Annotated in this window: 20 protein-coding genes; all 20 read left to right on the top strand. The window is 56.3% G+C overall.

Annotated features, from left to right (window positions below):
• Positions 1-12: 12 nt before the first annotated feature.
• Complete coding sequence (gene rpsG / locus PC358_RS26445; protein WP_008089143.1) at positions 13-483, top strand: 30S ribosomal protein S7; 471 nt, start codon at positions 13-15, stop codon at positions 481-483.
• A gap of 30 nt (positions 484-513) precedes the next feature.
• Complete coding sequence (gene fusA / locus PC358_RS26440; RefSeq protein ID WP_033703490.1) at positions 514-2,658, top strand: elongation factor G; 2,145 nt, start codon at positions 514-516, stop codon at positions 2,656-2,658.
• Positions 2,659-2,685: 27 nt separating this feature from the next.
• Positions 2,686-3,879, top strand: coding sequence for an elongation factor Tu (tuf, locus tag PC358_RS26435; protein WP_028614144.1), 1,194 nt, complete (start codon positions 2,686-2,688; stop codon positions 3,877-3,879).
• A gap of 141 nt (positions 3,880-4,020) precedes the next feature.
• The gene (gene rpsJ / locus PC358_RS26430; RefSeq protein ID WP_003186070.1) at positions 4,021-4,332 is read left to right on the top strand and encodes a 30S ribosomal protein S10; all 312 of its coding nucleotides are present in this window, start codon (positions 4,021-4,023) and stop codon (positions 4,330-4,332) included.
• Positions 4,333-4,412: 80 nt separating this feature from the next.
• Complete coding sequence (gene rplC / locus PC358_RS26425; RefSeq protein WP_027594871.1) at positions 4,413-5,048, top strand: 50S ribosomal protein L3; 636 nt, start codon at positions 4,413-4,415, stop codon at positions 5,046-5,048.
• A gap of 12 nt (positions 5,049-5,060) precedes the next feature.
• Positions 5,061-5,663: a 50S ribosomal protein L4 gene (rplD, locus tag PC358_RS26420; RefSeq protein ID WP_003255485.1), complete on the top strand. Its 603-nt coding sequence runs from the start codon at positions 5,061-5,063 to the stop codon at positions 5,661-5,663.
• On the top strand, positions 5,660-5,959 hold the full coding sequence (rplW, locus tag PC358_RS26415) for a 50S ribosomal protein L23 (RefSeq protein ID WP_003255484.1): 300 nt from the start codon (positions 5,660-5,662) through the stop codon (positions 5,957-5,959). Before rplD ends, rplW begins: the two co-directional genes overlap by 4 nt.
• Before the next feature lie 14 nt (positions 5,960-5,973).
• Complete coding sequence (rplB, locus tag PC358_RS26410) at positions 5,974-6,798, top strand: 50S ribosomal protein L2 (RefSeq protein WP_008089816.1); 825 nt, start codon at positions 5,974-5,976, stop codon at positions 6,796-6,798.
• Positions 6,799-6,814: 16 nt separating this feature from the next.
• Positions 6,815-7,090 carry a 30S ribosomal protein S19 gene (rpsS, locus tag PC358_RS26405; protein WP_003255482.1) on the top strand — a complete coding sequence of 92 codons (276 nt, stop codon included), beginning with the start codon at positions 6,815-6,817 and terminating at the stop codon, positions 7,088-7,090.
• An 11-nt stretch (positions 7,091-7,101) separates the two neighbouring features.
• On the top strand, positions 7,102-7,434 hold the full coding sequence (gene rplV / locus PC358_RS26400) for a 50S ribosomal protein L22 (RefSeq protein WP_003103908.1): 333 nt from the start codon (positions 7,102-7,104) through the stop codon (positions 7,432-7,434).
• Between the two features lie 13 nt (positions 7,435-7,447).
• Positions 7,448-8,134, top strand: coding sequence for a 30S ribosomal protein S3 (rpsC, locus tag PC358_RS26395; protein WP_003255481.1), 687 nt, complete (start codon positions 7,448-7,450; stop codon positions 8,132-8,134).
• A 12-nt stretch (positions 8,135-8,146) separates the two neighbouring features.
• Positions 8,147-8,560: a 50S ribosomal protein L16 gene (rplP, locus tag PC358_RS26390; RefSeq protein ID WP_003255479.1), complete on the top strand. Its 414-nt coding sequence runs from the start codon at positions 8,147-8,149 to the stop codon at positions 8,558-8,560.
• On the top strand, positions 8,560-8,751 hold the full coding sequence (gene rpmC, locus PC358_RS26385; RefSeq protein ID WP_002555481.1) for a 50S ribosomal protein L29: 192 nt from the start codon (positions 8,560-8,562) through the stop codon (positions 8,749-8,751). Before rplP ends, rpmC begins: the two co-directional genes overlap by 1 nt.
• A gap of 2 nt (positions 8,752-8,753) precedes the next feature.
• A complete protein-coding gene (rpsQ, locus tag PC358_RS26380; RefSeq protein ID WP_023534981.1) occupies positions 8,754-9,020 on the top strand; it encodes a 30S ribosomal protein S17 in 267 nt (88 codons plus the stop codon).
• A 23-nt stretch (positions 9,021-9,043) separates the two neighbouring features.
• The gene (rplN, locus tag PC358_RS26375) at positions 9,044-9,412 is read left to right on the top strand and encodes a 50S ribosomal protein L14 (protein ID WP_002555479.1); all 369 of its coding nucleotides are present in this window, start codon (positions 9,044-9,046) and stop codon (positions 9,410-9,412) included.
• A gap of 11 nt (positions 9,413-9,423) precedes the next feature.
• Positions 9,424-9,738: a 50S ribosomal protein L24 gene (rplX, locus tag PC358_RS26370; RefSeq protein ID WP_003255476.1), complete on the top strand. Its 315-nt coding sequence runs from the start codon at positions 9,424-9,426 to the stop codon at positions 9,736-9,738.
• Between the two features lie 20 nt (positions 9,739-9,758).
• A complete protein-coding gene (rplE, locus tag PC358_RS26365; RefSeq protein WP_003255474.1) occupies positions 9,759-10,298 on the top strand; it encodes a 50S ribosomal protein L5 in 540 nt (179 codons plus the stop codon).
• 13 nt (positions 10,299-10,311) lie between these two features.
• Positions 10,312-10,617, top strand: a complete 306-nt coding sequence (gene rpsN, locus PC358_RS26360) for a 30S ribosomal protein S14 (protein WP_012316516.1) — start codon at positions 10,312-10,314, stop codon at positions 10,615-10,617.
• 209 nt (positions 10,618-10,826) lie between these two features.
• On the top strand, positions 10,827-11,219 hold the full coding sequence (rpsH, locus tag PC358_RS26355; RefSeq protein ID WP_027594873.1) for a 30S ribosomal protein S8: 393 nt from the start codon (positions 10,827-10,829) through the stop codon (positions 11,217-11,219).
• Between the two features lie 12 nt (positions 11,220-11,231).
• The gene (rplF, locus tag PC358_RS26350; RefSeq protein WP_003255469.1) at positions 11,232-11,765 is read left to right on the top strand and encodes a 50S ribosomal protein L6; all 534 of its coding nucleotides are present in this window, start codon (positions 11,232-11,234) and stop codon (positions 11,763-11,765) included.
• Positions 11,766-11,773 lie beyond the last annotated feature (8 nt).

Here is an 11,773-nt window from a genome sequence, read left to right as displayed (position 1 = left end):
TGAGGGCTTATCATGCCAAGACGTCGTGTAGCAGCAAAACGTGAGATTCTGGACGATCCTAAATACGGATCCCAAATCCTCGCCAAGTTCATGAACCACGTGATGGAAAGCGGCAAAAAGGCCGTGGCCGAGCGCATCGTTTACGGTGCACTGGACAAGGTCAAAGAGCGCAAGAACAGCGACCCCCTGGAAATCTTCGAGAAAGCTCTCGACGCCATCGCTCCGCTGGTCGAAGTAAAGTCCCGTCGTGTCGGCGGTGCCACTTACCAGGTCCCGGTTGAAGTTCGTCCATCCCGTCGTAATGCTCTGGCAATGCGCTGGCTCGTAGACTACGCCCGCAAGCGCGGCGAGAAGTCGATGGCTCTGCGCCTGGCTGGCGAGCTGCTGGATGCTGCTGAAGGCAAAGGTGCTGCAGTCAAGAAGCGTGAAGACGTTCACCGTATGGCCGAAGCCAACAAAGCGTTCTCGCACTACCGCTTCTAATTCAAGCATCAATCATTTTGCGAGGGCTTTATGGCTCGTACTACAGCAATTAACCGCTACCGTAACATTGGTATCTGTGCCCACGTTGACGCGGGCAAGACCACCACTACCGAGCGGATCCTGTTCTATACAGGCCTGAGCCACAAGATGGGCGAGGTGCACGACGGCGCCGCGACCACCGACTGGATGGTGCAGGAGCAGGAGCGGGGTATCACCATTACCTCCGCTGCCGTTACCACCTTCTGGAAAGGTTCTGTTGGTCAGTATGACAACTACCGCGTAAACGTCATCGATACCCCTGGCCACGTCGACTTCACCATTGAAGTAGAGCGTTCGCTGCGTGTACTCGACGGCGCGGTCGTTGTGTTCTGCGGTACCTCCGGCGTTGAGCCTCAGTCCGAAACCGTATGGCGTCAGGCCAACAAGTACGGCGTTCCACGTGTTGTTTACGTGAACAAGATGGACCGTGCCGGTGCAAACTTCCTGCGCGTCGTAGGTCAGATCAAGAACCGTCTGGGTCACACCCCGGTTCCTGTTCAGCTGGCCATCGGTTCGGAAGATAACTTCCAGGGTCAGGTCGACCTGATCAAGATGAAGGCTATCTACTGGAACGACGACGACAAAGGCACCACCTATCGCGAGGAAGAAATTCCTGCCGATATGCTGGAGCTGGCTGAAGAGTGGCGCTCCAACATGGTTGAGGCGGCTGCCGAGGCCAGCGAAGAGCTGATGAACAAGTACCTGGAAGGCGAAGAGCTGACCGTCGACGAGATCAAAGCCGGTCTGCGCGCGCGCACCCTGGCCAGCGAAATCGTACCGGCCGTCTGTGGTTCGTCGTTCAAGAACAAGGGCGTTCCCCTGGTTCTCGACGCCGTCATCGACTACCTGCCTGCTCCGACCGAGATTCCTGCAATCCAGGGTATCAACCCGGACGACAAGGATCTGGACAAAGACGATCCGGCTGTTCGTAAAGACGAGCGTCACGCTGACGACGACGAGCCGTTCTCGGCTCTGGCGTTCAAGATCGCGACTGACCCGTTCGTGGGTACTCTGACCTTCGTTCGCGTCTACTCGGGTGTTCTGACCTCCGGTGACTCCGTCATCAACTCGGTCAAGGGCAAGAAAGAGCGCGTTGGTCGTATGGTGCAGATGCACGCCAACCAGCGTGAAGAGATCAAGGAAGTGCGCGCTGGCGACATCGCGGCCCTGATCGGCATGAAGGACGTGACCACAGGCGAAACCCTGTGCAACGCCGACAAGCCAATCATCCTTGAGCGTATGGACTTCCCTGAGCCGGTTATTTCGCTCTCCGTAGAGCCGAAAACCAAGGCTGACCAGGAGAAGATGGGTATCGCTCTGGGCAAGCTGGCCCAGGAAGACCCGTCGTTCCGCGTCAAGACCGACGAAGAGACTGGTCAGACCATCATCTCGGGCATGGGTGAGTTGCACCTGGATATCCTCGTTGACCGCATGAAGCGCGAGTTCAACGTCGAAGCCAACATCGGTAAGCCTCAGGTTTCGTACCGCGAGAAGATCACCAAGTCCAACGTCGAGATCGAAGGCAAGTTCGTTCGTCAGTCGGGCGGTCGTGGTCAGTTCGGTCACTGCTGGATCCGTTTCTCGGAGCCGGACGTCGACGAGAAGGGCAACATCACCGAAGGTCTGGTGTTCACCAACGAAGTCGTTGGTGGTGTGATTCCTAAGGAATTCATCGCCCCGATCCAGAAGGGTATCGAAGAGCAGATGAAAAACGGCGTTGTTGCCGGCTATCCGCTGCTCGGCCTGAAGGCTACGGTATTCGACGGTTCGTACCACGACGTCGACTCCAACGAAATGGCGTTCAAGATCGCCGCTTCGATGGCGACCAAGCAACTGGCCCAGAAGGGTGGTGGCGTGGTGCTTGAGCCGATCATGAAGGTCGAAGTTGTAACTCCGGAAGACTACCTGGGTGACGTGATGGGTGACCTGAGCCGTCGTCGCGGGATGATCCAGGGTAATGAAGACTCGGTGTCCGGCAAGGTAATCACTGCTGAGGTACCGCTCGGAGAGATGTTCGGTTATGCGACCGACGTTCGTTCCATGTCTCAGGGTCGCGCAAGCTACTCCATGGAATTCTCCAAATACGCCGAAGCTCCGTCGAACATCGTCGAAGCACTCGTTAAAAAACAAGGCTAATCCCCTTTAGGCAAGAGGTTCACTGTCGTGGCTAAAGAAAAATTTGATCGTTCCCTTCCCCACGTTAACGTCGGCACTATCGGCCACGTTGACCACGGTAAGACCACTCTGACCGCAGCTCTGACTCGCGTCTGCTCCGAAGTTTTCGGTTCGGCAGTCGTTGAGTTCGACAAGATCGACTCGGCTCCGGAAGAAAAAGCGCGCGGTATCACCATCAACACCGCTCACGTCGAGTACAACTCGAACATTCGTCACTACGCTCACGTCGACTGCCCAGGTCACGCTGACTACGTGAAGAACATGATCACCGGTGCTGCCCAGATGGACGGCGCGATCCTGGTTTGCTCGGCCGCTGATGGCCCGATGCCACAAACCCGTGAGCACATCCTGCTGTCCCGTCAGGTTGGCGTTCCGTACATCGTGGTCTTCCTGAACAAGGCTGACCTGGTAGACGACGCTGAGCTGCTGGAACTGGTCGAGATGGAAGTTCGCGACCTGCTGTCCACCTATGACTTCCCAGGCGACGACACTCCGATCATCATCGGTTCGGCTCGTATGGCGCTGGAAGGCAAAGACGACAACGAGATGGGCACCACTGCCGTCAAGAAGCTGGTTGAAACTCTGGACAGCTACATCCCAGAGCCAGAGCGTGCTATCGACAAGCCGTTCCTGATGCCAATCGAAGACGTATTCTCGATCTCGGGTCGTGGTACCGTTGTTACCGGTCGTATCGAGCGTGGTATCGTCCGCGTTCAGGATCCGCTGGAAATCGTTGGTCTGCGTGACACCACCACCACCACCTGCACCGGTGTTGAGATGTTCCGCAAGCTGCTGGACGAAGGTCGTGCTGGCGAGAACTGCGGCGTTCTGCTGCGTGGTACCAAGCGTGACGACGTTGAGCGTGGCCAGGTTCTGGTCAAGCCAGGTTCGGTCAAGCCGCACACCAAGTTCACCGCAGAAGTCTACGTCCTGTCGAAGGAAGAAGGCGGCCGTCACACTCCGTTCTTCAAAGGCTACCGTCCTCAGTTCTACTTCCGTACCACTGACGTGACCGGTAACTGCGAACTGCCGGAAGGCGTTGAAATGGTAATGCCAGGTGACAACATTCAGATGACTGTCACGCTGATCAAGACCATCGCAATGGAAGACGGTCTGCGCTTCGCTATCCGTGAAGGCGGTCGTACCGTCGGCGCCGGCGTCGTAGCCAAAATCATCGAGTAATCACTCGATCGATTGAAAAAACCCCCGCTCAGCGGGGGTTTTTTTTATTGGGTTGACACTAAATTGAGCCGTCTATAGAATCACGCCTCCTTTTAGCGGGCGTAGTGCGTCCGTTGGGAACAGCCTGGAGTCTGAAATCCAATGCAAAATCAGCAAATCCGTATCAGGTTGAAGGCTTTCGACCATCGCCTGATCGACCAATCCACCCAGGAAATCGTGGAAACCGCGAAACGTACTGGTGCACAAGTGCGTGGTCCAATTCCACTGCCTACCCGCAAAGAGCGTTTCACCGTTCTGGTCTCCCCGCACGTCAACAAAGACGCGCGTGACCAGTACGAGATTCGCACTCATAAGCGCGTTCTGGACATCGTCCAGCCAACGGATAAAACCGTTGATGCGCTGATGAAGCTTGATCTCGCGGCAGGTGTGGAAGTGCAGATCAGCCTCGGCTAAGACTTCGGTCTTGTCCGTGTAACGCTCTGAAATGGGCGGCCATAGCGGGTGAAAGCCCCGTACACTCATGAGGTTACAACATGACTATTGGTGTAGTCGGTCGTAAATGCGGTATGACCCGCGTTTTCACCGAAGAAGGTGTCTCCATTCCGGTCACGGTCATTGAGATCGAGCCGAATCGCGTCACCCAGTTCAAGACTGAAGAAACCGATGGCTACCGTGCAGTGCAAGTCACTGTCGGCGAGCGTCGTGCTTCGCGTGTGACTGCTGCTCAAGCAGGTCACTTCGCTAAAGCGAACGTTGCCGCTGGTCGCGGTGTCTGGGAGTTCCGCCTTGAAGAAGGCGAGTTCCAGGCTGGCGACTCGATCAAAGCTGAACTCTTCACTGCAGGCCAGCTGGTAGACGTTACTGGTCAGTCCAAAGGTAAAGGCTTCGCCGGTACCATCAAGCGCTGGAACTTCCGTGGTCAGGACAACACCCACGGTAACTCCGTGTCGCACCGTGTCCCAGGCTCCATCGGCCAGTGCCAGACTCCTGGTCGTGTGTTCAAGGGCAAGAAAATGTCCGGCCACATGGGCGCCGAGCGCGTGACTGTTCAGTCCCTGGAAGTAGTACGCGTAGACGCTGAACGCAACCTGCTGCTGATCAAGGGTGCCGTTCCTGGCGCTACTGGCGGCGACGTGGTTGTACGTCCGGCTGTCAAGGCTCGCGGTTAAGGGGAAACTGACATGCAACTTAATGTAAATGACGCTCAGGCGATCGAAGTTTCCGAACTGACTTTCGGTGGCGAATTCAACGAGACGCTGGTTCACCAAGCAGTCGTGGCCTACATGGCCGGCGGCCGTCAGGGCACCAAGCAGCAAAAGACCCGTTCCGACGTGGCTGGTGGCGGTAAGCGCCCATGGCGTCAGAAGGGTACTGGCCGTGCTCGTGCTGGTACCACTCGTGGTCCGATCTGGCGTGGCGGTGGTGTTACCTTCGCAGCTCGCCCTCAAGATCACTCGCAAAAGCTCAACAAGAAGATGTATCGCGCAGCACTGCGCTCCATCCTCGCTGAGCTGGTGCGTAGCGACCGTCTGGTCGTGGTTCAGGACTTCGCTGTTGAAGCACCGAAAACCAAAGATCTGCTGAACAAGCTGAACGGCATGGGTCTGAGCGACGTTCTGATCGTTTCGGACGCTGTTGATCAGAACCTGTACCTGGCTGCTCGCAACCTGCCGCACGTCGATGTACGTGACGTTCAAGGTTCCGACCCGGTCAGTCTGATCGCATACGAGAAAGTGTTGATCACTGTCTCGGCCGTGAAGAAATTCGAGGAGCTGCTGGGATGAACCAGGAACGCGTATTCAAAGTCCTCCTTGGCCCGCACGTTTCCGAGAAGGCTACCGTTCTGGCTGAGAAGAAAGGCCAGTTCGTATTCAAGGTTGCTACCGACGCAACCAAGCTGGAAATCAAGAAAGCTGTCGAAGGCCTGTTCAACGTAAAAGTTGAAAACGTGTCGACCGTTAACGTTCTGGGTAAAACCAAGCGTACCGCACGTGGTCTGGGCAAGCGTAATGACTGGAAGAAGGCAATTGTCTCCCTTCAGCCAGGCCAAGATCTCGATTTCAGCAGCAGTGCTGAGTAAGGAAGGGGTGCATCATGGCAATCGTTAAATGCAAACCGACTTCCCCTGGCCGCCGTTTCGTGGTCAAGGTGGTCAACAAGGAGCTCCATAAAGGCGCTCCTCACGCACCGCTGCTCGAGAAGAAGTCGAAGTCTGGTGGTCGTAACAACAATGGCCGCATTACCACTCGTCACGTTGGTGGTGGTCACAAGCAGCATTACCGTCTGGTCGACTTCCGTCGCAACGACAAAGATGGCATCCCAGCCACTGTCGAGCGTATCGAATACGATCCAAACCGTACTGCTCACATCGCCCTGCTGTGCTACGCAGACGGTGAGCGTCGCTACATCATCGCCCCTAAAGGCGTGAGCGCTGGCGACCAGCTGATCGCAGGTGCCCTGGCCCCAATCAAGGCCGGTAACTCCCTGCAGCTGCGCAACATCCCAGTAGGTAGCACCATTCACGGCGTCGAACTGAAGCCGGGTAAAGGTGCTCAGATCGCTCGTTCCGCTGGTGCTTCGGCTCAGCTGATCGCTCGTGACGGCGTCTACGTGACTCTGCGTCTGCGTTCCGGTGAGATGCGTAAAGTACTGGCTGAGTGCCGTGCGACCCTGGGCGAAGTCTCGAACTCCGAGCACAGCCTGCGTTCGCTGGGTAAAGCAGGTGCCAAACGCTGGCGCGGCGTTCGCCCAACCGTTCGTGGTGTTGCCATGAACCCGGTTGACCACCCACATGGTGGTGGTGAAGGTCGTACCTCTGGTGGTCGTCATCCGGTATCGCCATGGGGCTTCCCAACCAAGGGTGCTAAAACCCGTGGTAATAAGCGTACCGACAACATGATCGTCCGTCGTCGCAAGTAACTAGAGGGATACGACAGTGCCACGTTCTCTGAAAAAAGGTCCTTTTATCGATCTTCACCTGTTGAAGAAGGTCGAAGTGGCGGTGGAGAAGAACGATCGCAAGCCAGTTAAAACCTGGTCGCGTCGCTCGATGATCCTGCCACAAATGGTCGGTCTGACCATCGCGGTTCATAACGGTCGCCAGCATGTCCCAGTTCTCGTGAACGAAGACATGGTCGGCCACAAACTGGGCGAGTTCGCCGGTACCCGCACCTATCGCGGGCACGTGGCTGACAAGAAAGCCAAGCGTTAAGGGGTAAGGAAATGGAAGTAGCCGCTAAGTTGTCGGGCGCTCGCATCTCCGCCCAGAAAGCCCGCTTGGTCGCCGACCAGATCCGCGGGAAGAAGGTGGGCGAAGCGCTCAACCTGTTGGCCTTCAGCAGCAAAAAAGCCGCTGAAATCATGAAGAAAGTCCTCGAGTCGGCCGTTGCCAACGCCGAACACAACGAAGGCGCAGACGTTGATGACCTGAAGGTCTCCACCGTTTTCGTCAACGAAGGGCGTTCGCTGAAGCGCATCATGCCACGTGCCAAAGGCCGTGCTGATCGCATCGTCAAGCGGTCTTGCCATATCACTGTCAAGGTTGCGGACAAGTAACGGAGTCGATCAGATGGGTCAGAAAGTACATCCCACTGGCATTCGCCTGGGAATCGTCAAGGAGCACACCTCCGTCTGGTACGCAGACGGTGCTACTTACGCAGATTACCTGTTGAAGGATCTGAAAACACGTGAGTACCTCCAAGACAAACTAAAAAGCGCGTCCGTAAGCCGTATCGATATTCATCGTCCGGCTCAAACTGCACGCATCACCATCCACACTGCTCGTCCCGGTATCGTTATCGGTAAGAAAGGTGAGGATGTCGAGAAGCTGCGTCAGGACCTGACCAAGCAGATGGGTGTGCCTGTGCACATCAACATCGAAGAGATCCGCAAGCCGGAGCTCGACGCTATGCTGGTTGCGCAGAGCGTAGCTCAGCAGCTGGAACGCCGCGTAATGTTCCGTCGCGCCATGAAGCGCGCCGTACAGAACGCCATGCGTATTGGTGCCAAGGGCATCAAGATCCAGGTGAGCGGTCGTCTCGGCGGCGCCGAGATTGCTCGTACCGAGTGGTATCGCGAAGGTCGTGTGCCTCTGCACACCCTGCGTGCCGATATCGACTACAACACCTACGAAGCTCACACCACTTATGGTGTGATCGGTGTGAAGGTTTGGATCTTCAAAGGCGAAGTTATTGGTGGTCGCCAAGAAGAACTGAAACCACAAGCACCAGCGCCTCGTAAAAAAGCTGCTAAGTAAGGGGTACGCCAAATGTTGCAACCAAAGCGTACAAAATTCCGCAAGCAGATGACTGGCCACAACCGTGGTCTGGCACTGCGCGGTAGCAAAGTCAGCTTCGGCGAATTCGCCCTGAAAGCTGTTGCTCGCGGTCGCCTCACCGCCCGCCAGATCGAGTCGGCACGTCGTGCTCTGACCCGTCACGTTAAACGTGGCGGCAAGATCTGGATCCGTGTGTTCCCGGACAAGCCGATCTCCAAGAAGCCTCTCGAGGTTCGTATGGGTAAAGGTAAGGGCTCCGTGGAATACTGGGTTGCCCAGATCCAGCCAGGCAAAGTCCTGTACGAGATCGAGGGTGTTTCTGAAGAGCTGGCGCGCGAAGCTTTCGCCCTGGCTGCTGCAAAGCTGCCTCTCGCCACCTCCTTTGTTAAGCGGACGGTGATGTGATGAAAGCGAATGAACTTCGTGAAAAATCGGCACAGCAGCTGAACGAGCAACTGCTCGGCTTGCTGCGCGACCAGTTCAATCTGCGCATGCAGAAAGCAACTGGCCAGTTGGGGCAGTCGCACCTGCTCTCGCAAGTTAAGCGTGACATCGCTCGCGTGAAAACTGTGCTCAACCAGCAGGCAGGTAAGTGATCATGGCTGAAGCTGAAAAAACCGTCCGTACGCTGACTGGCCGTGTCGTCAGCGACAAAATGGACAAGACCATCACCGTTCTGATCGAGCGTCGCGTAAAGCACCCGATCTACGGTAAATACGTTAAGCGTTCGACTAAGCTGCACGCGCACGACGAAACCAACCAGTGCAAGATCGGCGACAAAGTTTCGATTACCGAAACCCGTCCGCTGGCCAAGACCAAGTCCTGGGCACTGGTTGAAGTCCTCGAACGCGCTGTTGAAGTCTAAGGGCTAGGGGTCGGAGAAATTTTATGATTCAGACTCAATCCATGCTCGATGTGGCCGATAACAGCGGCGCTCGTCGCGTCATGTGCATCAAGGTACTCGGCGGTTCGCACCGTCGTTACGCTGGCATCGGTGACATCATCAAAGTAACCGTCAAGGAAGCAATTCCGCGCGGTAAGGTCAAAAAAGGCCAGGTGATGACCGCTGTTGTCGTCCGTACCCGTCACGGTGTACGTCGCGCTGACGGTTCCATCATTCGTTTCGACGGCAACGCTGCTGTTCTGCTGAACAACAAGCAAGAGCCGATCGGCACTCGCATCTTCGGGCCAGTGACCCGTGAACTTCGTACTGAGAAGTTCATGAAGATCGTCTCGCTCGCCCCTGAAGTGCTGTAAGGAGATCCGACATGCAAAAGATTCGTCGTGACGACGAGATCATCGTGATCGCCGGCAAAGACAAAGGTAAGCGCGGTAAGGTGCTGAAGGTTCTTGCTGATGACCGTCTGGTTATCGGTGGTGTGAACCTGGTCAAGCGTCATACCAAGCCTAACCCGATGGCGGGCGTTCAGGGCGGTATCGTCGAGAAAGAAGCGCCTCTGCACGCTTCCAACGTTGCCATCTTCAACGGCGAAACCAACAAGGCTGACCGCGTTGGTTTCAAAGTAGAAGACGGTAAGAAAATTCGTGTCTTCAAGTCGACCCAAAAAGCGGTTGATGCTTGAACACTGCTAGGTAGAAGACCATGGCACGACTGAAAGAGATTTACCGGAACGAAATCGCTCCCAAGCTTAAGGAAGAACTTAAGCTGTCGAACGTGATGGAAGTTCCGCGCGTTACCAAAATCACCCTGAACATGGGTCTGGGCGAAGCGATCGGCGACAAAAAAGTCATCGAGCACGCTGTTGCCGACCTGGAAAAGATCACCGGTCAAAAGCCGGTCGTGACTTTCGCTCGTAAATCCATCGCGGGCTTCAAAGTCCGTGAAGGATGGCCGATCGGCGTCAAGGTGACCCTGCGTAGCGACAAGATGTACGAATTCCTGGACCGCCTGCTGGCGATCTCCCTGCCTCGGGTTCGCGACTTCCGCGGCCTGAATGCCAAGTCCTTCGATGGCCGTGGCAACTACAGCATGGGCGTGAAAGAGCAGATCATCTTCCCGGAAATCGATTACGACAAGATCGATGCTCTGCGCGGTTTGGACATCACCCTGACCACCACTGCTCGTTCGGATGACGAAGGCCGCGCTCTGCTGCGTGCTTTCAAATTCCCGTTCCGCAACTGATTGGAGTAGGAAAATGGCCAAGAAGAGCATGAAAAACCGCGAGCTGAAGCGTCAGCTCACGGTAGCCAAGTTCGCCAAGAAGCGTGCTGAGCTGAAAGCGACCATCGTCAACCTGAACGCCTCTCCTGAAGAGCGTTTCGCTGCCGTTGTCGCTCTGCAGAAGCAGCCACGTGATGCCAGCGCTGCGCGTCTGCGCAACCGTTGCCGCCTGACCGGTCGTCCTCACGGTGTATACCGTAAGTTCGGCCTGGGCCGTAACATGCTGCGTCAAGCGGCAATGCGTGGTGACGTACCAGGTCTGGTCAAGGCCTCCTGGTAATCGCTGCAGGTGTGATCCCGGCGGAAGGGGAGCAATCTTCCGACCGCCGGTGACCTCGCCAACAAACAAGCCCCTATATGGGGCTTGTTTCGTTTCTGCCTTGTGTCTAGAATGACCGGCTCACCTGAGCCTGGGTTTTTTACCCAACCCGCTCGGGTGGTTGTGATAGCCGCAAGGCTAATAATTCTTGTATCAGGAGCATCTAGCCCATGAGTATGCAGGACCCGTTAGCGGACATGCTAACTCGCATCCGTAATGCCCAGATGGCTGAAAAGTCCGTCGTGAGCATGCCTTCCTCTACGCTGAAGGTTGCGGTTGCCAAAGTTCTGAAGGATGAAGGTTACATCGCTGGCTACCAAGTCAGTGGCGAAGCCAAGCCCTCCCTGTCGATCGAACTGAAGTACTTCGAAGGCCGTCCGGTCATCGAGGAACTGAAGCGCTCCAGCCGTCCAGGCCTGCGCCAGTACAAGGCCGTCACCGATCTGCCGAAAGTACGTGGCGGTCTGGGCGTGTCTATTGTCTCCACCAACAAAGGTGTGATGACTGATCGCGCTGCGCGCGCTGCCGGCGTCGGCGGCGAAGTTCTCTGCACAGTGTTCTAAGGGGGGATAGACATGTCTCGCGTCGCTAAGAACCCCGTTAAGCTGCCATCTGGTGTCGAAGTCAAATTCGCCGGCCAGCAGCTTTCGGTGAAGGGTGCCAAAGGCACTCTCGAACTGAACGTTCACTCGTCTGTTGAAGTTACCGAAGAGTCTGGTGAGCTGCGTTTCGTCGCTCGCAATGGTGACCAGCAAGCTCGCGCCATGGCCGGTACTACCCGCGCTCTGGTCAACAACATGGTCCAAGGCGTAAGCCAAGGCTTCGAGCGTAAGCTCCAGCTGGTCGGTGTTGGTTACAAGGCTCAGGCCAAGGGCACCGTCCTGAACCTGGCCCTGGGCTTCTCGCACCCAGTGGACTACGAACTGCCAGCCGGTATCACCGCTGAAACACCTAGCCAGACCGACATCCTGATCAAGGGTATCGACAAGCAGCTGGTAGGTCAGGTGGCCGCTGAAATCCGCGACTTCCGTCCGCCAGAGCCTTACAAAGGTAAAGGTGTGCGTTACGCGGACGAAGTAGTCCGTCGTAAAGAAGCCAAGAAGAAGTAGGGCCTAGC

The organism is Pseudomonas capeferrum, from assembly GCF_000731675.1.
GTDB classification, from domain to species: domain Bacteria; phylum Pseudomonadota; class Gammaproteobacteria; order Pseudomonadales; family Pseudomonadaceae; genus Aquipseudomonas; species Aquipseudomonas capeferrum.
This window is presented reverse-complemented; position numbering and strand designations above follow the sequence as displayed.

What these genes read in the sequence shown, in the direction of transcription:
- rpsG (WP_008089143.1), top strand. Translation starts at nt 13, where the DNA reads ATGCCAAGACGTCGTGTAGCAGCAAAACGTGAGATTCTGGACGATCCT.
- fusA (WP_033703490.1), top strand. Translation starts at nt 514, where the DNA reads ATGGCTCGTACTACAGCAATTAACCGCTACCGTAACATTGGTATCTGT.
- rpsJ (WP_003186070.1), top strand. Translation starts at nt 4,021, where the DNA reads ATGCAAAATCAGCAAATCCGTATCAGGTTGAAGGCTTTCGACCATCGC.
- rplC (WP_027594871.1), top strand. Translation starts at nt 4,413, where the DNA reads ATGACTATTGGTGTAGTCGGTCGTAAATGCGGTATGACCCGCGTTTTC.
- rplD (WP_003255485.1), top strand. Translation starts at nt 5,061, where the DNA reads ATGCAACTTAATGTAAATGACGCTCAGGCGATCGAAGTTTCCGAACTG.
- rplW (WP_003255484.1), top strand. Translation starts at nt 5,660, where the DNA reads ATGAACCAGGAACGCGTATTCAAAGTCCTCCTTGGCCCGCACGTTTCC.
- rplB (WP_008089816.1), top strand. Translation starts at nt 5,974, where the DNA reads ATGGCAATCGTTAAATGCAAACCGACTTCCCCTGGCCGCCGTTTCGTG.
- rplV (WP_003103908.1), top strand. Translation starts at nt 7,102, where the DNA reads ATGGAAGTAGCCGCTAAGTTGTCGGGCGCTCGCATCTCCGCCCAGAAA.
- rpsC (WP_003255481.1), top strand. Translation starts at nt 7,448, where the DNA reads ATGGGTCAGAAAGTACATCCCACTGGCATTCGCCTGGGAATCGTCAAG.
- rplP (WP_003255479.1), top strand. Translation starts at nt 8,147, where the DNA reads ATGTTGCAACCAAAGCGTACAAAATTCCGCAAGCAGATGACTGGCCAC.
- rpmC (WP_002555481.1), top strand. Translation starts at nt 8,560, where the DNA reads ATGAAAGCGAATGAACTTCGTGAAAAATCGGCACAGCAGCTGAACGAG.
- rpsQ (WP_023534981.1), top strand. Translation starts at nt 8,754, where the DNA reads ATGGCTGAAGCTGAAAAAACCGTCCGTACGCTGACTGGCCGTGTCGTC.
- rplN (WP_002555479.1), top strand. Translation starts at nt 9,044, where the DNA reads ATGATTCAGACTCAATCCATGCTCGATGTGGCCGATAACAGCGGCGCT.
- rplX (WP_003255476.1), top strand. Translation starts at nt 9,424, where the DNA reads ATGCAAAAGATTCGTCGTGACGACGAGATCATCGTGATCGCCGGCAAA.
- rplE (WP_003255474.1), top strand. Translation starts at nt 9,759, where the DNA reads ATGGCACGACTGAAAGAGATTTACCGGAACGAAATCGCTCCCAAGCTT.
- rpsN (WP_012316516.1), top strand. Translation starts at nt 10,312, where the DNA reads ATGGCCAAGAAGAGCATGAAAAACCGCGAGCTGAAGCGTCAGCTCACG.
- rpsH (WP_027594873.1), top strand. Translation starts at nt 10,827, where the DNA reads ATGAGTATGCAGGACCCGTTAGCGGACATGCTAACTCGCATCCGTAAT.
- rplF (WP_003255469.1), top strand. Translation starts at nt 11,232, where the DNA reads ATGTCTCGCGTCGCTAAGAACCCCGTTAAGCTGCCATCTGGTGTCGAA.